The 24,804-nt window shown below is 52.2% G+C and carries 21 protein-coding genes and 2 tRNA genes; 5 read left to right on the top strand and 18 right to left on the bottom strand.

What is annotated here, in order from left to right:
- Positions 1-94 precede the first annotated feature (94 nt).
- The 11 genes from Dpoa2040_RS13225 to nnr all read right to left on the bottom strand — a co-directional run bounded on the left by Dpoa2040_RS13225 (position 95) and on the right by nnr (position 12,476).
- Positions 95-1,393 (bottom strand): adenylosuccinate synthase, encoded by a 1,299-nt coding sequence (locus Dpoa2040_RS13225; RefSeq protein WP_042872953.1) that lies wholly within the window; start codon positions 1,391-1,393, stop codon positions 95-97.
- Between the two features lie 99 nt (positions 1,394-1,492).
- A complete protein-coding gene (locus Dpoa2040_RS13230) occupies positions 1,493-1,693 on the bottom strand; it encodes a DUF2065 domain-containing protein (RefSeq protein WP_042872957.1) in 201 nt (66 codons plus the stop codon).
- Between the two features lie 60 nt (positions 1,694-1,753).
- The gene (gene hflC, locus Dpoa2040_RS13235) at positions 1,754-2,746 is read right to left on the bottom strand and encodes a protease modulator HflC (protein ID WP_042872959.1); all 993 of its coding nucleotides are present in this window, start codon (positions 2,744-2,746) and stop codon (positions 1,754-1,756) included.
- 2 nt (positions 2,747-2,748) lie between these two features.
- Positions 2,749-4,014, bottom strand: a complete 1,266-nt coding sequence (gene hflK / locus Dpoa2040_RS13240) for an FtsH protease activity modulator HflK (protein WP_168641539.1) — start codon at positions 4,012-4,014, stop codon at positions 2,749-2,751.
- Between the two features lie 72 nt (positions 4,015-4,086).
- Positions 4,087-5,367, bottom strand: a complete 1,281-nt coding sequence (gene hflX, locus Dpoa2040_RS13245) for a ribosome rescue GTPase HflX (RefSeq protein WP_168641540.1) — start codon at positions 5,365-5,367, stop codon at positions 4,087-4,089.
- A gap of 89 nt (positions 5,368-5,456) precedes the next feature.
- Positions 5,457-5,756: an RNA chaperone Hfq gene (hfq, locus tag Dpoa2040_RS13250; RefSeq protein WP_012886271.1), complete on the bottom strand. Its 300-nt coding sequence runs from the start codon at positions 5,754-5,756 to the stop codon at positions 5,457-5,459.
- Between the two features lie 125 nt (positions 5,757-5,881).
- Positions 5,882-6,823: a tRNA (adenosine(37)-N6)-dimethylallyltransferase MiaA gene (gene miaA, locus Dpoa2040_RS13255; protein WP_168641542.1), complete on the bottom strand. Its 942-nt coding sequence runs from the start codon at positions 6,821-6,823 to the stop codon at positions 5,882-5,884.
- Positions 6,816-8,759, bottom strand: a complete 1,944-nt coding sequence (gene mutL / locus Dpoa2040_RS13260; protein WP_168641544.1) for a DNA mismatch repair endonuclease MutL — start codon at positions 8,757-8,759, stop codon at positions 6,816-6,818. The genes miaA and mutL overlap by 8 nt, the downstream gene beginning before the upstream one ends.
- A gap of 23 nt (positions 8,760-8,782) precedes the next feature.
- Positions 8,783-10,459, bottom strand: a complete 1,677-nt coding sequence (gene amiB / locus Dpoa2040_RS13265) for an N-acetylmuramoyl-L-alanine amidase AmiB (RefSeq protein ID WP_168641545.1) — start codon at positions 10,457-10,459, stop codon at positions 8,783-8,785.
- Entirely contained in the window at positions 10,456-10,938 is a 483-nt protein-coding gene (tsaE, locus tag Dpoa2040_RS13270) for a tRNA (adenosine(37)-N6)-threonylcarbamoyltransferase complex ATPase subunit type 1 TsaE (protein WP_168641547.1), read from the bottom strand. The genes amiB and tsaE overlap by 4 nt, the downstream gene beginning before the upstream one ends.
- Positions 10,935-12,476 carry a bifunctional ADP-dependent NAD(P)H-hydrate dehydratase/NAD(P)H-hydrate epimerase gene (nnr, locus tag Dpoa2040_RS13275; RefSeq protein ID WP_168641548.1) on the bottom strand — a complete coding sequence of 514 codons (1,542 nt, stop codon included), beginning with the start codon at positions 12,474-12,476 and terminating at the stop codon, positions 10,935-10,937. The genes tsaE and nnr overlap by 4 nt, the downstream gene beginning before the upstream one ends.
- Before the next feature lie 177 nt (positions 12,477-12,653).
- Here nnr and queG point away from each other — a divergent pair, with 177 nt between their 5' ends.
- On the top strand, positions 12,654-13,793 hold the full coding sequence (queG, locus tag Dpoa2040_RS13280; protein ID WP_042872979.1) for a tRNA epoxyqueuosine(34) reductase QueG: 1,140 nt from the start codon (positions 12,654-12,656) through the stop codon (positions 13,791-13,793).
- 285 nt (positions 13,794-14,078) lie between these two features.
- On the opposite strand, the gene Dpoa2040_RS13285 is transcribed toward queG, so the two are convergent.
- From Dpoa2040_RS13285 to Dpoa2040_RS13295, 3 genes are all read right to left on the bottom strand, one after another.
- A tRNA-Gly gene (locus Dpoa2040_RS13285) sits at positions 14,079-14,154 on the bottom strand.
- 215 nt (positions 14,155-14,369) lie between these two features.
- Positions 14,370-15,296 (bottom strand): D-2-hydroxyacid dehydrogenase, encoded by a 927-nt coding sequence (locus tag Dpoa2040_RS13290; RefSeq protein WP_168641550.1) that lies wholly within the window; start codon positions 15,294-15,296, stop codon positions 14,370-14,372.
- Between the two features lie 125 nt (positions 15,297-15,421).
- Positions 15,422-15,497: transfer RNA gene (locus Dpoa2040_RS13295), tRNA-Gly, on the bottom strand.
- Between the two features lie 87 nt (positions 15,498-15,584).
- On the opposite strand from Dpoa2040_RS13295, the gene Dpoa2040_RS13300 reads away from it, so the two are divergent.
- Together Dpoa2040_RS13300 and Dpoa2040_RS13305 are read left to right on the top strand one after the other, a co-directional pair.
- Positions 15,585-15,773, top strand: a complete 189-nt coding sequence (locus Dpoa2040_RS13300) for a hypothetical protein (RefSeq protein ID WP_168641552.1) — start codon at positions 15,585-15,587, stop codon at positions 15,771-15,773.
- A 233-nt stretch (positions 15,774-16,006) separates the two neighbouring features.
- Positions 16,007-16,681, top strand: coding sequence for a hypothetical protein (locus tag Dpoa2040_RS13305; RefSeq protein WP_042872985.1), 675 nt, complete (start codon positions 16,007-16,009; stop codon positions 16,679-16,681).
- A gap of 597 nt (positions 16,682-17,278) precedes the next feature.
- Here the strand turns inward: Dpoa2040_RS13305 and Dpoa2040_RS13310 are convergent.
- From Dpoa2040_RS13310 to Dpoa2040_RS13320, 3 genes are all read right to left on the bottom strand, one after another.
- On the bottom strand, positions 17,279-17,704 hold the full coding sequence (locus Dpoa2040_RS13310; RefSeq protein ID WP_042872986.1) for an organic hydroperoxide resistance protein: 426 nt from the start codon (positions 17,702-17,704) through the stop codon (positions 17,279-17,281).
- Positions 17,705-17,813: 109 nt separating this feature from the next.
- The gene (locus Dpoa2040_RS13315) at positions 17,814-18,284 is read right to left on the bottom strand and encodes a MarR family winged helix-turn-helix transcriptional regulator (protein WP_168641553.1); all 471 of its coding nucleotides are present in this window, start codon (positions 18,282-18,284) and stop codon (positions 17,814-17,816) included.
- 143 nt (positions 18,285-18,427) lie between these two features.
- Positions 18,428-20,098, bottom strand: a complete 1,671-nt coding sequence (locus Dpoa2040_RS13320; protein WP_168641554.1) for a methyl-accepting chemotaxis protein — start codon at positions 20,096-20,098, stop codon at positions 18,428-18,430.
- 834 nt (positions 20,099-20,932) lie between these two features.
- On the opposite strand from Dpoa2040_RS13320, the gene Dpoa2040_RS13325 reads away from it, so the two are divergent.
- Both Dpoa2040_RS13325 and Dpoa2040_RS13330 read left to right on the top strand, forming a co-directional pair.
- Positions 20,933-22,525 (top strand): methyl-accepting chemotaxis protein, encoded by a 1,593-nt coding sequence (locus Dpoa2040_RS13325; protein WP_168641555.1) that lies wholly within the window; start codon positions 20,933-20,935, stop codon positions 22,523-22,525.
- Positions 22,526-22,774: 249 nt separating this feature from the next.
- Positions 22,775-23,149, top strand: a complete 375-nt coding sequence (locus Dpoa2040_RS13330; RefSeq protein ID WP_128569790.1) for an STN domain-containing protein — start codon at positions 22,775-22,777, stop codon at positions 23,147-23,149.
- Between the two features lie 94 nt (positions 23,150-23,243).
- On the opposite strand, the gene Dpoa2040_RS13335 is transcribed toward Dpoa2040_RS13330, so the two are convergent.
- Positions 23,244-24,752, bottom strand: coding sequence for a TolC family protein (locus tag Dpoa2040_RS13335; RefSeq protein ID WP_168641556.1), 1,509 nt, complete (start codon positions 24,750-24,752; stop codon positions 23,244-23,246).
- Positions 24,753-24,804 lie beyond the last annotated feature (52 nt).

Here is a 24,804-nt window from a genome sequence, read left to right on the forward strand (position 1 = left end):
CGTAGGTCACCGGCAACAGACTTGCCGGCAAGCAGATAGCAAAAAGGACGGGCCAGCCCGTCCTTTTTTATGCAGTCACGATCACCACTTGTGATTAGGCGTCGAAAGGATCACGCAAAATCATGGTTTCTTCACGGTCCGGACCTGTGGAAATGATATCCACCGGCACACCGGTCACTTCTTCGATGCGTTTAATGTAGTTCAGCGCAGCCTGCGGCAATTTGCTGTACTCTTTCACGCCAAAGGTACTTTCAGACCAGCCCGGCAAGGATTCATAAATCGGTTCGATCCCTTCCCAGCTATCGGCGGCCAGCGGGGTCACATCCACGTTGCTGCCATCCGGCATACGGTAGCCAACGCAGATTTTCACCTCGCTCAGGCCGTCCAGAACATCCAGTTTGGTCAGGCAGAAACCAGACAGAGAGTTGATCTGTACCGCACGGCGCACAGCAACCGCATCCAACCAGCCGGTACGGCGACGGCGCCCCGTGGTCGCACCGAACTCGTTGCCTTTCTGCGACAGATGTTCACCAACATCGTCGAACAGCTCGGTCGGAAACGGACCGGCACCCACACGAGTGGAATAGGCTTTGACGATGCCCAGCACATAATCGACGTAACGCGGCCCTAAACCGGAACCGGTCGCTACACCACCCGCGGTGGTATTAGAAGAGGTCACGTACGGGTAAGTGCCGTGGTCGATGTCCAGCAACGTTCCCTGCGCCCCTTCAAACATGACAAAATCGCCACGTTGATGCGCCTTGTACAACAAATCTGACACATCCACTACCATCCCGGTCAGGATGTCAGCTACCGCCAGCACGTCGTTCAATGTTTTCTGGTAATCCACCGGGTCCGCTTTGTAGTAATGCACCAGCTGGAAATTATGGTATTCCATGATTTCTTTCAGCTTGATGGCAAAGCTTTCCCGATCAAACAGATCGCCAACGCGCAAACCACGGCGCGCCACCTTGTCTTCATATGCCGGACCGATACCACGGCCAGTCGTCCCGATAGCTTTCGCGCCACGTGCTTTTTCGCGGGCATTATCCAGCGCCACATGGTACGGCAGAATCAGTGGGCAGGCTTCGGAAAGCAACATACGCTCACGTACCGGCACGCCACGCGCCTCAAGTGCGGTCATTTCCTTCAGAAGCGCATCCGGCGCCAACACAACACCGTTACCGATGATGCTAATGACATTCTCGCGCAGAATACCGGAGGGAATTAAATGAAGAACGGTTTTTTCACCGTTGATAACCAGCGTGTGACCAGCATTGTGACCACCCTGGTAGCGCACAACATACTTGGCCCGTTCAGTCAGCAGGTCTACGACCTTGCCTTTACCTTCGTCACCCCATTGGGTGCCCAGTACGACAACGTTCTTACCCATCTCAAGAATCACCAGATTGGTTAAAAATGGATTCTAGCATCTCATCTTTCGGCTTTCAGTACTTTTAGCACACGTTTGCGCACATTTTTAGCGGAAATTTCAGCCGCCTGTTCGGCTACGCAACATGTAGTAGATCACGCACCCTGCAACCACAATACCACCGCCAAACCGACGCAAAATATTATCGGGTAGCTGCAACATGGTCAGGATCATCCGCCGCCAGATACGTGGAAACAACAAAGGCCCCAAACCTTCCATAATCAACACTAACCCCAGTGAAAGCCAGATGTTCACATCCATAAACACTCCAGACAGAAAAAAGCCCGTAAACACGGGCTTGATAAAGTAGTAGTAACAACCTTAGCGAGCAGAGAGGCTCTTATCAGGCGATTTCATATAACGGAAGAAATCACTATCGGGGCTAAGCACCAGAACATCCTGATTCGTGCTAAAACTGTGCTCATAAGCTCGCAGGCTACGAATAAAGCTATAGAAAGCGGGATCCTGACTAAATGCAGCGGCAAACAACTTAGCCGCTTCAGCATCCCCTTCGCCACGCATAATACGCCCCTGACGCTCGGCTTCTGCCAGCGTGCGGGTCACTTCATAGTCAGCCGCCGCTTTAATCTTCTCAGCCTGCTCTTGTCCCTGAGAACGATGACGGCGAGCTACGGCTTCACGTTCAGCACGCATACGTTGGTAGATAGCATCCGATACCTCAGCAGGCAGGTTGATCTGCTTGATACGTACATCGATCACTTCTATCCCAAGCGCTGCCATACTGTTGGGATTCACCCGCGGCATCTCACCGCTGGTTTCACGTTCTACCCGCGCTGCCGCTGAAGCAATCGCGTTGTCCGCTTCCGTGGTTTCACCGGTACCGGCATTCAGCGCTTCACGCACATCAGACATCAACTGACCACGAGAATCGGTCACAATACCTTTTACATCCAGCCGACCAATCTCGGAACGCAGACGGTCGCTAAACTTACGTTTCAGCAACACTTCCGCCTGAGACACATCACCACCGCCGGTAGCCAGGTAGTAACGGCTAAAATCGCTGATGCGCCATTTGATATAGGAATCGACAATCAGGTCTTTCTGTTCTTTGGTAATAAAGCGATCAGCCTGGTTTTCCATGGTCTGGATGCGGGCATCCAGCATTTTTACCGATTCCAGAAAAGGGATCTTCACATGCAGGCCGGGCAGATACACCAGCGGCTTGTTTTCATTGTCACGCAACACTTTACCAAAACGCATGACAATACCACGCTGACCTTCCTGCACCACGAACAGCGAGGCATAGACCACCAGCAGTAACAGGACAAGAATAAAGAGGACTGACTTACGCATTATTATTCTCTCCCTACGCGAATGATCTCATCACGCTGCGCGTTGGCGCGGCGCTGATCCATAATAGTGCCGTTGTTACCAGAAGAGCGTGGTGCATAGCCGACACCATTACTGCCCGATGAGGTTGATGGCAGACGCAACGGCGCTGGATTCACAGCATTGCCGTTCATCGGCGCATTATTTGAAACACCTAACTGGCCACGCATCAGTTGATCAAGCGGTAGAACCATCAGGTTGTTGCTCTTGTCACTCACCAATACCTTGTTGGTATGGCTCAGCACACGCTCCATCATCTCAATATAAAGACGTTCACGGGTAATTTCCGGCGCAGCCTTATACTCCGGCAACAGACGAGAGAAACGGGAAACTTCACCCTGCGCTTCCAGCACCGTACGGTCTTTATAAGCGCGGGATTCTTCCAGAATTCGCTGCGCCTGACCATTAGCGCGCGGCTGGACTTCATTAGCGTAGGCTTCCGCCTCACGAATGTATTGCTGCTCGTTTTCGCGGGCGGCAATCGCATCGTCAAACGCGGCTTTGACTTCCTCAGGTGGACGAGCAGTCTGGAAGTTCACATCCAGCAAAGTAATGCCCATATCGTACGGGCGTACAGTTTCCTCCAGCACGCGCTGGGTATCCGTACGCACGATAGTGCGCCCTTCCGTCAGGATTTTGTCCATGGTGTACTTGCCGATTACCCCACGCAACGCGCTGTCGGTAGCCTGACGCAGGCTATCATCGGCATTGGTGACGCTAAACAGGTACTTATCCGGTTGGGTGACGCGGTACTGGACGTTCATTTCCACCCGTACCACATTTTCGTCAGAGGTCAGCATAACGCCGGACGTCGCCAGCTCACGGACAGATTCAATATTTACAGCGCGTACCGAATCAACAAAGGTCGGCTTCCAGTTCAAACCCGGACCAACCAAATGGCTAAATTTACCAAAACGGGTAACCACGCCACGCTCGGCTTCTTTGATGGTGTAAAAACCACTCACGCCCCACACCACTACGACTGCCGCCACGACCAGACCCAGAATACGGCTGGTATTCCCATTGCCGCCCTGAGACCCCGTGCCAGAACCAGATGACTTACCCCCCAAGTCGCCGAGCTTTTTGCTCAACTTACGGAATATATCATCGAGGTCAGGCGGTCCCTGATCCCGTCCACCTTTATTGTTTCCGCCAGAGTTGCCGCTATTGTTATTGCTGCTCCCCCACGGGTCGCGGTCTTGTCCGTTATTACCGGGCTGATTCCACGCCATGTTTAGCTCCATTCATTATGATAGGTATTTTTCGGGGTCAATGTCCCAGAGTTACGAGACTGTCTGTGTCGATTAGACAATATAATCCTGCAATTTCTGCTCCTGCTTACACAGGCGCCGCCAGTCGATAATGGGCATTCTGACCACCAACCCTACGCTGCCGTCTTCCTCAATCCACTCTTTCTCTATAGCCTGCAATTGGTAAAAACGGCTTCGCAGACGCCCGGCATCCGGAGGAAGATGCAGAGAATAATGTGCAATTTCCCCGGAAAGCCGTTCAGTCAACGCCTGAAATAATAATGGAATCCCTTCCCCGGTCTGAGCAGAAAGCCACACCCTAACCGGGCGGTTTTCCTCATCACGGTCGATACGCGGCACCATATTCTCAAGCCGGTCAATTTTGTTCATGACCAACAAAAATGGAATCTCGTCCGCGTCAATTTCAGCTAACACCTCGTTCACCGCATCAATATTTTCATCCACGCGTGAATCAGAGGCATCGACCACATGCAGCAACAGGGTTGCTTCACGGGTTTCCTGTAATGTCGCCTTGAACGCCGCCACCAGATCGTGCGGCAAATCACGGATAAATCCGACCGTATCCGCCAGCACAGTGTCGCCGACATCATCGACATCAATACGTCGCAATGTCGGGTCCAACGTGGCAAAAAGCTGGTCAGCGGCATAAACATCTGCTGATGTCATACGATTGAACAAGGTCGATTTGCCGGCGTTGGTGTATCCCACCAGCGAAACGGTCGGCACTTCGGCACGCGTACGCGCCCGACGCCCTTGCTCTCGCTGTTTCTCCACCCGCTCAAGGCGTGACAAAATCTGGCTGATGCGGTTGCGCAATAAGCGTCGGTCGGTTTCCAACTGGGTTTCACCCGGCCCACGCAGACCGATACCGCCTTTCTGGCGTTCAAGATGGGTCCAGCCACGCACCAGACGCGTCGCCAGATGACGCAATTGCGCCAGCTCAACCTGCAGTTTCCCCTCGTGGGTGCGGGCGCGTTGAGCAAAGATATCCAGAATCAACCCAGTGCGGTCAATCACCCGGCATTCACACAATCGCTCCAGATTACGTTCCTGCGCCGGTGTCAATGCATGGTTGAATAATACGACAAAGGCACCGGTCGCTTTGACCGCCTGCGCGATCTCTTCCGCCTTGCCCTCGCCGACAAAATATTTGGAATGCGGTGCCTTACGGCTGCCGGTAACTACCTGCAACGCGTCTATTCCGGCTGAAGACACCAGGGATTCGAACTCCAGCAGGTCCTCAGTATCTTTCTCTTGCGAAAAATAAATATGAACTAGTATGGCCTGTTCACCGGCTTCATAACGGTCAAACAACCGGGCACCCTCTCAGAAAAAAGCGACCACGGCAATGAAAGCCGCTGAAATCAGTGACTTTCCCGCCGTGGTAAACTGGTAAGGACGCGTTATTCAGCGTCATCACTTTCCTGCTGCGGCTGTTGCTGTGCCGCCTGATTATTGGCATGGTAGTTATTTGAGCCAGGATTATTACTGTGATGCGACACCGGGCGAGATGGTACTACCGTTGAAATGGCGTGTTTGTACACCATCTGACTGACCGTGTTTTTTAGCAAAATCACAAACTGATCGAAAGACTCAATCTGGCCTTGCAGTTTGATGCCATTAACCAAATAAATCGAAACCGGAACACGTTCACGACGCAAAGCGTTTAAGAACGGATCTTGCAAAGATTGCCCCTTAGCCATTCTATATTTTCCTTATTTGCTTGTTGTTTGTAACAAAGAACCCTGCGGTTCTAAAATAACGTTATAAAAATTTTTCCGGGAATCAGTTAATTGCAGCGACAGGCAATTGTACACAATCGACTAACCTATGCACTAACAACCTGAATCACTGCGCGTAACGCCTCTTTGGGCTGATCGCTGTCAAGCCAGCGAACCCCTTCCCAGCCTCGTAACCAGGTAATCTGGCGCTTTGCCAGTTGACGGGTGGCACAGATACCACGATACACCATCTCATCGTAATCTATTTCTCCCGACAAATATGACCACATCTGGCGATATCCGACACAACGAATTGACGGCAACGCAGGGTGCAAATCCGCCCGTGCAAACAGCGCCCGCGCCTCTGCTTCAAAGCCTGCGTCCAACATCTGCCGAAAGCGTAGCGCTATCCGCTCATGCAACAATTCGCGGGTCGCCGGAGCAATGGCAAACTGATGAGCACGATAGGGCAACGCTTCACCGGATGTCTTTGTCAACTCAGTTAAAGTGTTACCTGAAACGAAAAAAACTTCCAGTGCCCGCGACAGTCTCTGCGGATCATTTGGATGAATCCGAGCCGCCGCCACCGGATCAATGATACTCAACTGACGATGTAACGCCTCCCATCCCTCAGTTCGGGCACGTTCTTCTATCTCCTGACGTACCTGCGCATCCGCTGGCGGCAACGGCGACAACCCTTCCAGCAATGCCTTGAAATACAACATAGTGCCGCCCACCAGTAGCGGAATACGCCCTGCAGCAGTGATCTCCGCCATCGCCTGCAGCGCATCGCGCCGAAAATCTGCGGCGGAATAGGCCTGCGCCGGATCACGGATATCAAGCAGGCGATGAGGGGCGCGCGCCAGTTCTTCCTGACTGGGTTTTGCCGTGCCGATATCCATACCACGATAAATCAGCGCCGAATCCACGCTAATCAACTCAACAGGAAGGTGCTCGCACAATGCCATCGCCAGCGCGGTTTTCCCAGACGCCGTCGGCCCCATAAGAAAAATGACTGGCGGATGCTGCGCTGTTTCAAACTCATTCATGCTTCAACGCCCTGATGGCAGATTCAATATCCATCACATATAACAATTCTGGCGGCGGCGTTTTTACCTGAAAAGGACATAAACGCTCTACATCGGACAGCAACTGTACGGCCTGAGCCAGTGTCCAGCTTTCACGCTCGTTATCGAGCTGTCCGGCTATCCACCCCGCCACCATATCAGGCTTTGCGTCTTGATAATCAGCAAGATAGCCTAACAGGTCAGAAATCAAGTTTTGTAAATTTTGTTGCCTCAAAGGTAAAGGTACCGCCCGCAACGTGGCACGCGGCGGTGCAACGTCAACCTCTATCCCCATGTAGGCCAACAATGATTGTTGCTGCTGCATAACCACCAGTTCAGATGCATTCAACGTCAGCCGTTGTGGAATCAACAAAGGCTGAGGCCGCAATCCCTCGCCGGTTTCCGGCGGCGTCAATTGGGCCTGACGAAGGAAACGCTCAGCTACCGTCAACGACAACAATGCCAACCCCTGACGATACTCTACCAACGCATAATCAGGTGGGTACACCGTCAGCACACGTCCCAAGCTCAGTACATGACTCTCCAGCGGAGGGGCATCGAAGACCGCGGCTTTTTCCGTTACATCAGGCCGCACCGCTGGCGCATCCTTTACTGGCGTAACCTTATCCCTTACTGGCGGAGCCTCACGGGCGACATGTTGCGGCTGCGAGGATTCTGTATGCAGCAACTGCTGGTACAGCTCGCCTTGCTTCTTTTGATAACCAGTCGTCTGCGTTCGGGCAGACGACTGGTCACGAGCATGACGCCCTGAGTGACTCGACGGGGCTACGATTCCCGACGTTTCCGGCGCTGGCTGGACTGGCCGGGAAAAATGGTTTTCACCTGCAGCGATGCGGTTTTCCGGCTGCCATGGCGTTGCCGACGCCTGCGTATCACCAGCACCACTCAAACCCGGTGATGCAGCCTGCTGCAATACCGTCATCACCGCCTGATAGATAAAGTCATGCACCAGCCGGGCCTGATGAAAGCGGACTTCATGCTTGGCCGGATGCACATTGACATCCACCTGATGGGGATCGATGTCCAGATACAGCACATAAGCGGGCTGCTGTTCGTCTCGCAATTGATCCTGATACGCCTGACGAATCGCATGATTGATCAGGCGGTCACGCATCATGCGCCGATTGACATAGCAGTACTGCATTTCCGGCAACTGGCGCGACCCGGCGGGGTCCGCCACCCAACCATGAATATTCAGATCGCCATGCTGCCAGGAAACGGCCAGCGCATGTTGCAAAAACGCCGCGCCACAGATGCTGCCAAGCCGCCTTTCACGCTGCGCCGGCTCCGACACGGCGCGATATTGCCGGATCAACTTGCCATTGTGATGTAACGTGATCGCCACATCGAAACGGGCCAGCGCAATACGCCGCACCACTTCATCGATGTGCATGAATTCGGTTTTTTCGGTACGCAAAAACTTGCGTCTGGCTGGGGTGTTGTAAAACAAGTCCAGCACTTCCAGTGTCGTGCCGACCGGATGTGCCGCCGGCTTGACGGTCACTGCCATCTCACGCCCTTCGGCATAAGCCTGCCACGCCTCAGTCTGCGCATCAGTGCGGGACGTGAGCGTCAGCCGGGAGACGGAACTGATACTGGCCAGCGCTTCGCCGCGAAATCCCAGGCTGACAATCGCTTCCAGATCGTCAAGCGTGGCTATTTTGCTAGTGGCATGGCGAGCCAGCGCCAGCGCCAGATCCGACTTATCAATACCGCAGCCGTTATCCCGAATGCGAATCAGCTTCGCACCGCCGCGTTCGATTTCAATATCGATTCGCGTCGCGCCAGCATCCAGACTGTTTTCCACCAGTTCTTTAACGACCGACGCAGGCCGCTCTACCACTTCACCGGCAGCAATCTGGTTCGCCAACTGGGGCGGCAGCACCTGAATCGACATGGATTCTCCTCGTTTCAACCGGATCAGGCAGAAGGGATAATCAACGTCTGCCCCAACTGCACAGTACCGGAAGACATGTTGTTCGCCTGCTGGATAACTTTCATACTTACGCCATACCGGCTAGCGATGTCACTCAGCGTATCGCCCCGCACTACTTTGTGTTTTATCACGGTTGCGCTTTTCTTCGTGCGCGGGGATAGGGTGGTCACAACGGGTTTGCTCTTCGTCGCTGACGCTGTTCCAGCCACCGATGAAGCGTCGGATGGAATCTTCAACCGCTGCCCCACCCAGACCACGTCTTTCTTCAGGTGGTTAACGTCACGAATGGCGTCCATACTGACACCATAACGCGCGGCGATTCCCGATAACGTTTCTCCGGTCACCACAGTATGACGCCCCGTTGCCCCTGTTGCTGCCTGAACAGGCTCAGTGGCCGTTGTCTTTTTCTTCACCGTCTGCAAACCGAGCGGACGGTTTTCCTGCTTTGGGACATTTTGTAACGGATGAGTCTGGAAATAGCTGCGCAACCCCTGATAGATAGCGTTGGCAATTTTTTCCTGATACTCGTTGCTGCCCAGCAGCCGTTCCTCGCTCGGATTAGAGATAAACCCGGTTTCCACCAGTAAAGACGGAATATCCGGTGAACGCAGTACACCCAGGCTGGCGTGCTCTGGCCGGCGCTTATGCAAGTTGCCAACCCGCTGCAATTCACGCAACACTTTTACCGCCACATCGTAGCCTACCCGCTGTGAATGGCCGAACTGCAAATCCAGCACCGCCTGACTCAGGTAAGGGTCAGCAGCGCTATTAGCCAGCAAATCGCCCGCGCCACCCAGCAACTCGGACTGCTTTTCGTGTTGTTCCAGCCAGTTGGCCATTTCGCTGTTGGCGCGCCGGTTGGATAACACCCATACCGATGCGCCCGTCGCGCCACGGTTAGGCGCGGCATCGGCATGAATCGAAACCAGCAGGTTAGCCCCCTGCTTGCGCGCTACGTCGGAACGCCCCATCACCGAAATAAAGTAGTCGCCATCACGGGTCAGAACCGGTTTGAACTCCGGGTCGGCACTCATAATGGCGCGCAGTTTACGCGCTATCGAGATAGTGACATTTTTTTCATGTAGCCCACCCGGCCCAGTCGCGCCGGGGTCCTGACCACCGTGGCCGGCATCAATCGCTACAATGATTTTCTCGCCGTTGCCTGACCGCCCTGACACACGGGTCGGCACCGACGCGACGGCGGCAGTGGATGTCTGAGGTACCAGCGGATTGCGCCCGACCTGCGCCGACGGCTGCGCTATAGGCTTACGGGCTGTAGGTTTGCGCTCACCAGTCAGAGTAAACACTGCACTCGCACCATCCTTCGCCGCCCTGACCTGTACCTTCTGCGTCAGGTCGATAACCAGACGCAGGCTTTTAGGGTCTTTGGCGTTGCTGGTACGGATGCGGCCAATCAGATTCTGGCCATTAAACGCCAACGGCAATCCTTTCATGACGCCGGACTGACTGATATCGATAACCACCCGATTCGGGTTGCTCAACGAAAAATATTCATATACTGGCTGACCACTGAAACTCAGCGTAACAATCGCCTCACTGGCTGCGTTATTCACACGAATATCGGTCAGGCTGCTGGCCCACAGCGGCCATGACAGCATCAGCAATAGCCCTGACAACGCTCTCATCAACCGCATAGTCATGGCGCTTCCTGCTCCGGTTGTGCAGCCAATGCCGCCACAATCCGTTCACCTTCTGGTGTACGGGCTTTAATCTCCGCCTGTCGGCCCACGCCCTGGTAACCGAGCAGCAACTCAATATCCGCATCCGGCAGGATGCCTGCGCCTTGTTGCGGCCACTCAATCAGGCAGATAGCATCTTGCGAAAAATAGTCACGAATCCCCATGAACTCCAGTTCTTCAGGGTCCGCCAGTCGATAAAGGTCAAAGTGATATACCGGGCGCGGCAACAGCGCATAAGGTTCCACCAGCGTATAGGTCGGGCTTTTCACATTACCCTGGTGACCCAGCGCCTGCAGGAATCCGCGGCTCAACGTGGTCTTACCCGCCCCCAGATCACCCAGTAGATAAATAATAGTAGCGCACTCGCAGGCTCTGGCTAACGCCGCCCCCAGCGCAATCGTAGCTGCCTCATCCGGCAAAGGTAACAAAAGCGTCTTCATTCTGTGTTTTCTAAGGATATCCGCTCAGGATTTACATACTGCGGCAATACCGCCATCAAATCGGTTGCCAACATCCCGCGTGTGCCCTGTCGCTGCGCCAGCCAATCTGCTGCCGCGCCGTGAGCCACACAGCCAGCGCAGGCCGCGTCATACAACGACAGCCCTTGCGCCAACATCGCCCCAATCATGCCCGCCAGCACGTCTCCCATGCCGCCAGTCGCCATGCCCGGATTCCCCACATCGGCAATCGCCAGTGCGCCCTGTTCGTTTGCCAGCACCGTACCAGCGCCCTTTAGCACAACAACGCCGCCATAGCGTTTTACCAGACGTTGCGCAGCAAGTAAGCGATCACTCTCAATATCAGCAATCCGGCAGTTCAACAGACGGGCCGCTTCACCGGGATGAGGCGTCAAAACGCGATTCTGACGTTTATGCGGACTGATTGCCAGCAGGTTGAGCGCATCAGCATCCCATAACATGGATTTGTTACAATTTTCTGCGATTCGTAGTGCGTTTTTTCCCCATTCACGCTGACCCAACCCCGGTCCTATCACCACCACATCAGCCCATTCGATGCCCGCGTTGACCGAATCCGTGGTCAGTTCCTGCACCATCAGTTCCGGGCGCGCCACCAGTAACGTGGCCAGATAGTGCCTGTGAGTAAGCACTCGCACCAAGCCCGAACCACTACGTAGTGCCGCTTCTCCCGCCATAAAAACCGCACCGCCGGTGCCCTCATCGCCGCCGATGATCAGCAATCGGCCATGTTCGCCTTTGTGCGCGCCTGGACGTCGCGGCTTCAGCCATTGCGTCAGCGAGGACGCTGTCAAACGCGCAATCGGCGCTGTCTGTTGCGCCAGCCAGTCGCCCAATCCCAAATCATGGTGGTGAAGCCGCCCGACGACATCCCGTGCCTGTCCGGTTAATATGCCGGGTTTGAGCGTAATAAACGTCACCGTGTGCGCGGCGTGAATCACAGCCCCTGAGTAAACGCCGGTTTGCGCATTCAATCCAGAGGGAATATCCAACGCGATGATCGGTGCCGGGTGGTGGTTAGCCTGAATAATCAGCGCATCATAAGGTGCGCGGGGAGCGGACGTTAGCCCGGTTCCCAGCAGTCCGTCAATGATCAAATCTACGCCATCAGGCCATGGCGCATCCACATGCTGTTCGCTGCCGCCCATATCACGCCATGCCTGACGCGCCAGATGCGCTTCTGCCGGCAGAGGCTGATTGCCACGCTGCGCGACTACGGTTACCGTCAGTCCGGCATTGTGTGCCAGCGCGGCAACCACGTACCCATCGCCGCCGTTGTTGCCTTGCCCGCACAGAATCAACCAGTGCCGGGCAGCAGGATACTGCTGCCGTGCAATACGAAAAGCCGCATCGCCCGCACGAAGCATAAGCGTATGTAATGAGACGCCGACAAACTCCGCCGCTCTGGGTTCCTCACGGCGCAACCAGTCAGGCAAAAAAACAGTATGAGGCAGGTCGGGTAATGATACGCCGGGCTGATACACGCGTTGATTTTGATGCATCTCATCCCTCAGTCGGTAAGCAGGATAGTGCCCCCCAACTTAGCAAGGTCTGCCGGGAAGGGCCATACACCGATAAACGGAAAAAGATAACGAATACGCTGAATTCAATTCAGCACAAGCGGTGTCAGAGAAACAAATGATAAAATCAGCTTCCCGGTTGCTTCTTGATGGTTACCCATGACATACCCCGACGATCTCCACAAACTCGCACAACTCATTAAACAATGGGGGCTTGAATTGGGTTTCCAGCAAGTGGGAATTTGCGACACCGATTTGTCTCATGAAGAACCCCGGCTTCAGGCGTGGCTAGACCAGCAGTATCACGGCGAAATGGAATGGATGGCGCGTCATGGCATGATGCGAGCACGTCCGCATGAACTGCTGCCCGGTACGTTGCGCGTCATCAGTGTACGCATGAATTATCTGCCTCCCAAAGCCGCGTTTGCCAGCACGCTGAAAAACCCGCACCTCGGTTATGTCAGCCGCTACGCCTTGGGGCGCGACTACCATAAGCTACTGCGTCAGCGGCTGAAAAAACTGGGCGACCGGATTCAAGAGCACTGCGGTGAGTTGCAATTTCGCCCCTTTGTCGATTCCGCGCCGATCATGGAACGGCCACTGGCTGCTAAAGCCGGGCTTGGCTGGGTTGGCAAGCACTCACTGGTGTTGAACCGGGAGGCAGGTTCCTGGTTCTTTCTGGGAGAACTGTTGATTGACCTGCCTTTGCCGGTAGACCAGCCGGTTGAAGAACAGTGTGGCAAATGTGTCGCCTGCATGACGACCTGCCCTACCGGCGCTATTGTCGAACCTTATACCGTTGATGCCCGCCGTTGTATTTCCTATCTGACGATTGAACTGGAAGGCCCCATTCCGGAGTCCCTGCGCCCTTTAATGGGAAACCGCATTTACGGCTGCGACGATTGTCAGTTGATCTGCCCCTGGAACCGTTTCTCACAACTCACCGATGAACCCGACTTCAGCCCACGGGCGGCGCTGCACGCACCGGAGTTACTGGAATTATTTAGCTGGGATGAAGCCCGTTTCCTGCGAGTCACTGAAGGCTCAGCCATTCGCCGCATCGGCCACGAACGTTGGCTGCGCAATATTGCAGTCGCGCTGGGCAACGCCCCCTACGAAGATCGCATTGTTCTGGCGCTGCAAACCCGATTAGGGGAAAGCGCCTTGCTGGATGAACACATTCACTGGGCAATCAGCCAACAATTGGTACGACGTGAGCAGTACGCTGTTGACATTCAGTTGCCGCAAAAAAAGCGATTGATCCGCGCAGTCGAGAAAGGTTTGCCACGAGATGCCTGAAATTTTGCATTGCAATGGTTTGACGAGGCTGAACGATTTATCTGTGGATAATTTTAAAAAAACGTTGTCAATCAATCATCACAAAAAGTACAAGTGATCTTGATAGCGTTTTTTATCATAAAATTATCCTTTTATTTCAATGTGTTGAAATAAAATCTTTTTCATGATGTTTCAACGTAAGTACACGACGCCTGTTTTTAGGCTGTGGATAAGTCTGTTCAGAAAAGTATGAACATATGCAGAAAAACGATATGACAACTGAAAAAGAATAGGAGAGTGAAAAACTGGAGCGGGAAACGAGACTCGAACTCGCGACCCCGACCTTGGCAAGGTCGTGCTCTACCAACTGAGCTATTCCCGCACATGCAACGCTTAAGTATTGACGTTTTTTCAACAAACGCAAACTGGCGTGGACATATTTTGCGCCACCCTTGTAATTGCGCAACTAACTCATTGATTTAATTGCACTTTAAACACCACATCGCAAAGAGGGCAGCATTATGAACCAATCTGCCCACGCTGACAAGAGGGAAAAAACAATTTTATCCCCTTTATTCAGAAACCAACATCTTATCATCAGTAAGACCGTGAGAAATTCACCTCACCCACCAGCGCCAGCCCTTGCCGGAAGCGCGGCAGATTATCCAAAAACAATTCCCCCAACCGGGCAGGCACCAGAGGTCCGGCAACATGTGCGGTGATCGTAAGATTCGGCGTCTGCCAGAAAGGATGCGACTCCGTTAGCGGTTCTTGCCGAAACACATCCAGCACCGCCGCAGCGATCCGCCTCTCGCTCAAGGCAGTACACAAATCGGCATCCACCACTGCAGTACCGCGACCCACATTAATAAATAATGCCGAAGGCTTCATCGCAGCAAACACCTTCGCATGGTAGATATTCGTCGTCTCTGGCGTATCCGGTAAGATGTTGATGACATAATCTGCTGACGCAACGGCCTGTTCAAGTGATGATAATCCATCCACACGCTCAAACAGCGGCATCTCACGCGGTGAATGGGCAATACCATGCAGCACGACGCCAAACGGCTGCAAAAAAGCCGCTACTTCACGGCCTATATCCCCCGCGCCGACAATCAACACCCGACGCCCAAACAGTGATCCCGGCAATACCTTTTTCCATTCACCACTCTGCTGACTCCGATAACGTTGCGCCAGATGCAACTCATGCTGCAACAGATAGGCTATTACGTATTCAGCAATAGGCTGGCCAAATACCCCCACCGCCCGACTTAAGCGATAATCACGCGGTAGCCCTGCGGCCAGCAAAGGTTGATAACCGGCCCAGGTTGACTGCAGCCAGAGAGGTTTCACCCCCTGAGCCAGCAACCGGGCAGCCTTGTCTGGCTCGCCTACCCAGATGTCGCAGGTTGCAGCCTGAGCAGGTTCACCGGAGCCAATCACCAGCGGCAAGCCTGGCGCCACGTTATGCAGCATATCTCGTAGTTCATCCGCACGGGAATCCAACAGCAAAATGGATATCATTGTTATCACCAGTGGATAATCATGCCGCTGATGATATATGAAACTACGGCAACGCCAAATAACGGTAGCTTATGGATAATAGTTTGAGATAAAAGAGTATTTACTGAAAGAAAGAAGAAAAACTTTGGAGCGGGAAACGAGACTCGAACTCGCGACCCCGACCTTGGCAAGGTCGTGCTCTACCAACTGAGCTATTCCCGCGTAGAAGGGTTATTCAAAGCGCCTTTAAGCATCTAATTCTTTGTAATCCATTGATTATAAAGGCTTTAACACTTTAAGGCGTTTGGAATGGCGCTGATTATGGACCGGTTGTTTCTCTATGGCAAGCCCTTTTTCATCCCCATTGTTTTGTTTGTTTATAATATCGCCAATCGGATAGCGCAACACCTGCACAAGAAACCGTCACTGATGACTAGTCAGTACCAGGCGGACACTGGTGCCACTATTTTTCCGTCAAGTTTTTCGCCAATGAAATAAATAAGACGTTTTAGCTATAAAATCTGATTGAGCATAAACCTTTATTCTGGCAAATTAAGCCGACACTGAATAAAACATCAATGACTGACACATCAAAATCAGAATAATACTGTCAGTTTCCAGTAGCGTTATTACTCGACAACACCACAACCACCCTTTAATTCTTTTTATGCGGACTTTTAAAAAGCCGTTTTAAAAAGCAGGTTGCTGGCCCATTCCTGGAGAGTACGCTGATGCCGGACGTTAATATATTTTTGTCTTCCTTGCTTGAACGGCAATTACATGACGCCGCCGTGCGTTCCCGCGCACGGGAAGCAACGATGAGCCGACAGGAATTACAGCAAAAAGCGCGAGCGCTGCTCGATCAGCTCACTAGTATAGAAGACGGCGATAGCGCTCAGGGCGACACTGGCCAGCCAACTGCCGATGTCCGCGAGCGTCTGGCGCGAGTCCGTCAGGCCACCGCTTTTGCCAATGGCATAGGTACAAACCCGTTCAATGGGCTGACTTATCAGCAATTATCGTTGATAGTCTACGACGATAGCGGCGTGTTTACCCTAAATGAACGCCGTGCCGCCTGGAGTGAAGCTTATGCACAGGACCAGGCCTGGCGCCAGCACATTGTCACACAGGCTCGTCTCAACTATGGTCAGCCACAATGGCAAATACGCTTTTTTACCGAAGTACTGAAAAACTATCGCTCGTTACCTGCGATTGAAAAAGCGCAATACCCACGCCACTACGAACGGGAATTGCAATGCCATATCCTTCCCAACCGCGACAAGGCTTACCCCTTGGATTTTTCCAGTCTGGTCGATTATCCAAGCTTGTTGGAAATGCTACTTACTATCAGGCAAGGCAACCCCCGGCAGGAAACATCGTCACCGACGGTCAACCCTGCACCTTGAGCCTGGCTTTCAAACTACTGTTCGACGGGTTCAGGAACCAACCGCCATCACTTGCAATCAGGCGATGATCGAACAAACCAGGACGATAACGCCTATATTTCTCCTTATTTGTAGCAGCTTGTTTTTCTATATATTTTTATAGTCAATACCACTCCATAAATAACCCAATAAAATTTAGCGAGTACAACATCGCTTTATCATAAAAAAGAGAATCACAATAACCGATGTAGTGAACCCTTTATTCTCATTGGCTTGCTTTTCATCATGATATTGTTCAACAAATATTCTTATCTCGGTTGCATAACCATTCCTGAGTCACCAACGCCCATCCTGAAAAGTTTTCTTACCCCGGTATATTCAATGCAGAAAAACGGATTGCGATTACTCGTAGAAAGTGGCGTTTAAGTGATGTGTATCGTGGACGGCAGAATCGAGGTAAACACGGCGTACATCAGGTACTGAACCATTCAGCCTATCCGCACAATACCAGTGCGTTAGATAAGCTTTTCCAGATTGCTCCCGATTCCCCAGCGTTAGCCGGGGAATCGGATTATTTCAGACGCTTACTTAGTTCAGCGAAGACGGCTTTCACCTGACTCAGATAACCGTCAGTTTTACATCAATGTTGCCGCGCGTCGCATTGGAGTACGGGCAGACAATGTGTGCTTTCTGTACCAGATCTTCCGCTGTCGCACGGTCCAGACCCGGTAATGTAATTTTCAACTCCACTTCGATGCCGAAGCCGTTCGGGATCGCACCGATCCCCACGCTGCCATTAATGGTGGTGCCCGCCGGAATCGATACGTTGTCGCGTGCGCCGACAAACTTCAGCGCCCCCAGGAAGCAGGCGGAGTAACCAGCAGCAAACAGTTGTTCAGGGTTAGTCCCCGCACCACCGGCTCCACCCAGTTCACGCGGAGTAGTCAATTTAACATCCAACTGTTGGTCGGAAGAAACCGCACGACCATCACGACCACCGGTAACCTCGGCATGAGCAACGTAGAGAACTTTTTCAATAGACATCATGTGACTCCTTTGAGTGGATGAAACTGGTTAATTTAATCGTTAAAGACTAAATCGCACACTACTTAATTGAATGTAAAAATATAGTCAATAAATGAACATCACGCCATCAAATATGCCTGATGAGGTTGGCGCGAAGCATTTCCAACTCGCGCTTAATGGCACGCAACTGCTCGATATTACATTCTGATGCACAGAATACGCCTTGCGGCACCGCCTTCGCTTTATCCTGCAAACGATGTCCGTCATCAGTCAGCTCAATCAGCACCTGGCGTTCATCTTCCGTGCCACGACGGCGCGTTACCAGCCCCGCGGTTTGCAAGCGCTTGAGCAGCGGCGTCAACGTAGCGGAATCAAGAAAAAGGCGCTCGCCCAGTTCAGATACCGTGACCCCATCGCGTTCCCACAGCACCAGCATCACCAGATACTGGGGATAAGTGAGGTTTAGCTCCGCGAGCAAACGGCGATACAACTTGTTCATCGCCAGATTCGCTGAGTAGAGCGCGAAACAGAGTTGACCATCCAGCCGGAAAGCCTCGTCACTCAGTATCGGTTTGGTGTTGGTATCGTTTCTGTTCATGGGTGCCAATTTACATCGCTAAAAATTAAATAGCAAACGATTTAGATTTAAAGATACAAAAAACAGACGCTGCACCCTGCGCATCGCCGCGCCTGTCAGTTTGATCCCGATTTAACCTTGCGTCACGCCTGACGCCGTAAAATTCAGAACGATGTCCAGTCGTCGCCGGATTTTCCCTGCCGTGATACCGGACTCAGGTTAGCCAGCGCCGCTACCTTCTCAGCCGGTTTGTGTTCCCGGCGCGCTGTCTGCGCAGCGGCTACGCCCGGCAGTTTAAACACCGCGACAATTTCGTTCAGGTGGTGCGCCTGCTCTTCCAGCGAAGACGAGGTCGCTGAAGACTGTTCAACCAACGCCGCATTCTGCTGCGTCACGCTGTCCATTTGCGTAATGGCAGTTCCCACCTGAGAAATCCCTTTGCTCTGCTCGCTGGACGCCGAGGCGATTTCCCCCATGATATCCGTCACATTGGTGACCGACTTCAGGATATCCTCCATCGACTTGCTGGCCAGAGACACTTGCTCGTAACCGTTTTTGACATTGTCCACTGATTCGTCAATCAAGGTTTTGATTTCTTTCGCGGCCTGAGCACTGCGCTGCGCCAGATTTCTGACCTCGCTCGCCACCACCGCAAACCCACGCCCGGCTTCTCCGGCTCGCGCCGCTTCCACCGCCGCGTTCAGCGCCAGAATATTAGTCTGAAAGGCAATACCATCGATGACGTTGATGATGTCGGCGATTTTCTGCGAACTGTGGGTAATATTTTGCATACTGGTGCTCACTGCGTGCACCACTTCGCCGCCGTTGTTGGCCGCGGCTGATGCATCTTTGGCCAGTACGCTGGCTTGTTGAGCGTTATCGGCGTTCTGTTTCACCACCGCGCCCAATTGTTCCATGCTGGCAGCCGTTTCACTCAAGGCAGCTGCCTGTTCTTCAGTACGCGAGGACAAATCGCTGTTGCCAGCAGCGATTTCGCTGCTGCCGTGATAGATTTCACTGGCGCTTCGGCGAATCTCAGCCACCGTTTTTATCCAGCTATGCTGCATGGCGTTAACGAACGGGATAAGCTGCCCAACCTCATTATTCCCCATTTCGCCAATCGTGACGTCCAGTTTCCCATTCGACAGAATTTGCAAATGGGCTTTAACTTTCTCCAGCGGATGTCCCATCTGAATCGCAAGATAACGATCCGTTAATACCAGCACGCCTAATCCGACAATCATGGCAACGATTAGCGTAACCTTACACCAGTACACCCAGGCAGAAATGCGAGCCTGCGCTTCTGTTTTCAGATTTTTAATAATCTGATTATATTCGTTGATGGCGGTGGTGAATTTCACCCGCAGCGGGTTGTATTTCTCCGCAACGAGTTTTGCATAAACATCGTGATTATTCTGCCTGACCACATCCAGCATCGGCACAATCGCCTCGCTGAACAACTGGTAGGAACTGTTATAAATATCATCAATGGATTTGTTACTGATATTAGCATGATCTGTAACCTTGAACTGAGCCAACCCGCCTTTCAGAAATTCCACGTCCGCCGCTGCGTCACTAAGCAATTTTCGCTCACGTTCGCTGTTATTTTCAGCAATAACAACTTCATCCATCAATAATTTGACTTTGTAGTAACTATCGCTGGCACCATTGATAATATCGCCGTTAATTTGCTGTACATTCGTCAGGCCAATCTCATCTGTCAGGCTATTTAGTGAATACAGAGAGAAAACTGACACCCCACCCCATAACAAGGTAAATGTAACCAGGATAGCCAGCATCATAATTTTAATTCGGATGTTACGAATAATACTCATTTTGCACCCCTGAAATGAAAAAATATGTCTTTTTTTCTTATAAGGTTATATTGAATAGCCATTTTTAGTTAACTCTCCTTGTTTTAAATAATATTACCGCTCGAATAATTCTAGTAGCCAGATAATATGCTGGCATTTTGAACACCACCATGAGTTACGTCTTCATGATAAGAACTGATGAAATGAACCGAGTTGGCGATCAGGATGCCTGTAACCTGAAGTATATCAGGTATACCGCCTACGCTATTTAAGATGCCACTCCATATATCGGCCTAACTTCTCCGTCATTTAATTAAATAATATTTAAATAGCCAAATGATATATTCATGATAAAAAAATAAATTAAAGTAATAATACCTACATCAACAAACACGTAACCTTCCGTCATTCACGTTATTTAATAACCCATCTCTTAAATAATTCGGATAGCATGACAACGTAAAGAAAATACCCGATTAACCCATTTAATAAAAAAAATATAAACGGCGCCTTTTTGTGACAAAAATTACATTTTATCATCATGCTTAATAGTAGGCATTTTTTGTACTTAACTTCATGCAAGGATGCAGAAGCAATAGACATAAACGATACCAGACTAACTAATATGGCAACCGCTGAGAATCAGGGACACGAATCATTACGGTACACAGCCTGACCTATATCAACATCCTTTCGTTATAAAACTATTAGGCTTTCCACTTATCGAGTGGATAGACCACTTCTGATGAAAAACACAGCTTACCTGTTGAATTACCGATGTTGTCTTCATGTCTGTAAGACAGAAACAACCATAGCGGCAGACAGGGAAAATCCGTCGTTTAAAGGAGAGAAGGGATGTTAGAAAAAATCAAAATAAAAAATGGGCTTTACTGTGTTCTCGGCGTATTTGTGCTGTTGCTACTCTCTGTTTGCTCGTTCAGTCTGTATTCCTCAATGCAAAGCAACCAGTCAATCCGCAAGGTCAGCAGCATTGAGGGAGAGCAGCTCATCCCCCTTTATTCCGCTTATTCAGAAATGCTGAACGCCAGACTGGCTGGTATCAATATTGCGCTGGCTATTGAGGGTAAAAAAGATAACGCCACGATTCAGGCCAGCCTTGAACGACTGGACGGTTACATCACCTCAGCTAACAACACCATGGCGGAACTACGCAAGATTCCTTCGCTCACACCACAAGGTCAGGCGCTGCGCGACGAGATTGATGCCTTGTTCAACGACTATATGAACAACGCCGTTGCCCCGATGTTAACTACGCTGCGCAATCGCAACACCGCTCAATTTTACGACACGCTGGTGCCTGAAGCGCTAAAAAAAGGCGCGACATTCCGCCTGAAACTGAATCAGTTCGTTGATCTCGCCAAAAACGTCAGTGACGAGGAGAGTAACCACGCCGAGAATTTCTATTACCACACCATAAAAATTCTCATCGCCACATTAGTGATTGTCGTGCTGCTAAGCCTGGTTACCCTGAAATTCATCCGCACCGTGGTGCTGACGCCAATGCAGAAAGTCAGAACCTACTTCGGCCTGATGGAACAGGGCGTATTAACGCTGGATATTCCGCCTCAACATAATACCGAGATGGGCGAACTCATGCTTTCACTGAAAGACATGCAGCAGGCATTTCGCAAAATCGTGCTGGATGTCAGGGAATCTGCCAGTTCCGTAGCCGCAGGCGCAGAACAGATTTCCTCCGCCAACCGGGATTTTGCTGCCCGTACCGAAGCGCAGGCGTCATCCGTTGAGCAAACTGCCGCCAGCATGGAACAAATCACCGCGTCGGTGCAGGAAAATACCGCTAACACCGGCAAAGCCATGACACTGACCAACTCCGTGGCAGAACTGGCGGAAAAAAATGCCAGCAACTTTAGCCAGATGATCGAACGTATCCAACATATCGCCGACAGTTCCAACAAGATCAACGAAATCATCAGCATTATGGACGGCATCGCCTTCCAGACCAATATTCTGGCGCTTAACGCCGCAGTGGAGGCTGCCCGCGCCGGCGAAGCGGGTAAAGGCTTTGCGGTCGTGGCGTCTGAAGTTCGCAGTCTGGCACAACGCAGCGCAGGGTCTGCACGCGAAATCAAAGAGTTAATCGAAAAAACCGCCAATGAAATCACTCAGGGCGAAAAAGTTGCCTCACACTCCACACAGGATATGGCGCAGCTGATGGACGAAATTAAACGCGTGAATGAATTCATGGCGGATATCTCAATAGCCTCGTCAGAACAAGCCAAAGGTATTGAGCAGGTTAACGCCGCCATCACCCTGCTGGAACAAGCCTCTCAGCAAAATGCGGCACTGGTCGAAGAATCCGCCTCCGCCAGTTCGTCATTGCACGAGCAAGCCACACACCTGGACGACACCATGACGTTTTTCAACCTGAACGACAGTAGCCCGGTGGCTATCGCCGCACTGCGTTGATATTTTCATGCTGAAGCCAGTACACCTGTCAGCCTGCTATAAACAGCAGGCTGATTTCCCAGACTATTGCGCCATCAGAAACGCGTGCTCACAGTAATCAACCGGCTTGTTACACCAGACCCGCGATCTTTTACATCCAACGACGATAATGGTCTGCGTCCCGCAATAAGGCGTGACACCGCCCAGCGTTGAAGAAGCGGTATCCCCGGCACCAGCCTTTATCAGGCGGCTCTATGATCAGGAGACTCTATGGCGCTCAAGCCTGTCTTACCCGGCATTATCCCGATGAGTTCATTGTTACCAGGTGTATGTTTGTTATGCGGTACACTGCTGTTATTCGGTTGCTGCCAACCGGCACAATGGACTGGCAGTTCATCAGTGCCCTACGGCAAATGCGACAATCCCGGCACCTACCACATGTATTTTAATCGTTTCGACGAAACGGCTCAGCAACTCGCCCACGCTACCGGCTGCGTTATCATCACCGATACCAGCAAGACCGGTTCGGTACGCCCCAATCCAGTGGTTGGCACCCTGACCATTCGTCAGGCGGTGCAAACGGCAATCGCCGGCACCCGGCTGCGGGTAACGCATCAGGATGGAAACAGCATAACGGTGGAGTGAGGAAAACCGAACAAAACGCAGAGTAACGTCAGTTATGACAACGGTTTGTTTTTCTGGCGCCTGCGTCGCGGACGCCAGAAAAATCATCGGACGGTCAGAATGATTGCAACGCGCCGATCTTACCTTGCTGCCAGTTGGTTTCAGACTGGCGTAACGCCTGGCTGATATCCGTCAGCCGGTCCGACGGCAGCGTTTTGGGCAATAAATCCAGCCCGGCTGTCGAGAGGATTTGACCATAGCTATTACGCAGTTCTGCATAAGCCAGATCCTGACGCAGATTAGCGTTCAGGGCGTTCAGTTCTCCCTGGATCAGTTGCAGTTCGCCGATGCTATTCGCCTTGTAACGGTTTCTCAGTTGTTCGGCAATCTGGCCATCAAGATCGCGCAGTTCAACGCTGGTTTTATACTGCCGCAACGCCTCATTAAAGTTGGCTCTGGCGATGTACAGTTGCGCCATAATCGCCAGCGACATCGCCTGACGTTGCACTTCCGACACGCTTTCATTGACCTTCGCGGTCTTATACGCCGCGGGTCCAGACAGTAGATTGAACAGGTTCCAGGTCACCTTCACGCCCACATCCGCCCAGCTTTGGTTCACCATGAAGGAGTTGCTGTCGTAATGACCGCCTGCGCTCACTTCCAGCCCCGGCAGCATACGCAGCAACGACTTGCGGGTTTCAGCGGCATGAATACGCACCTGATAATCCTGCTCTTTGAGTTCCGGGCGGCTCAGCAGCGCGGTCTGCTCCAGGGTACTGAAATCGACATTCAGTTGCGGCACCGGCATCTCGCGGTTATCCGGCAAGGCCAGGGTATACGGGGTATCCAGCGGCAGGTTCATCAATGTCGCCAGTTCGGTTTTCGCCAGCGACAATGCGCGACGCTGCTCTTCCAGTTGACGCACTGCGTCAATCAGCGCGCGGCGATAGCTCAGCGCTTCAACCGGATCGCCAACCTGCTGCTTGCTCATGTGTTCACTGGCTTCACGCGCCTGATTTACCCGGTCGATCAGGCTATCAATACGACCCAGCAGTCGCTCTGCCGCCACCGCCCGCCAGTAAGCCGAACGAACATCCTGCAGAATGGTATGAACAACCTTGCGCTTGCGTTCATCGGCGATCCAACGTTGGTCAGCTTTTTGCTTGGCATTGACATAGCTGACGCCGAAATCCAGCACATTCCATACCATCGTCAGGTCGGCTACATCACGGTTTCGGTCCAGCGAAGTGGAAGGTTCCAGCGATTGTTGTCCACTTGAAATACTACGGCTGCTGGAAGCACTGGTGTTGCTGCGCCCGACATACCCTGCCGACATCGCCATCTGCGGCAACATGTCATAGCGAGCCAGTTCCAGTTGCTGTTGCGATAACGCCTGCTCCATCACTTTAAGCCGGGCTTCCAGGTTGTATTTCAGCGCTCTTGCCATCGCATCGTACAGCGTAATCGGCGCCGTGACCGGCTCCTGCTTGCTGAACATGGCGACTTTATCCTGCTGAATACGCTGTTCGCTTTGCTCCTTAGAAATAGGCTGGCTGGTAACGGCACAACCGCTCATGGCCACCACAATCAGGCTGAGACTGAAAAATTTCCGACCCTTTAACACGATTCCACTCCTGACTCTTGTTGTTATTGTCTGCATACCTTGCCCTGAGGTC

The sequence above is a fragment of the Dickeya sp. CFBP 2040 genome (genome assembly GCF_012273755.1).
In the GTDB taxonomy this organism is placed as follows: domain Bacteria; phylum Pseudomonadota; class Gammaproteobacteria; order Enterobacterales; family Enterobacteriaceae; genus Dickeya; species Dickeya poaceiphila.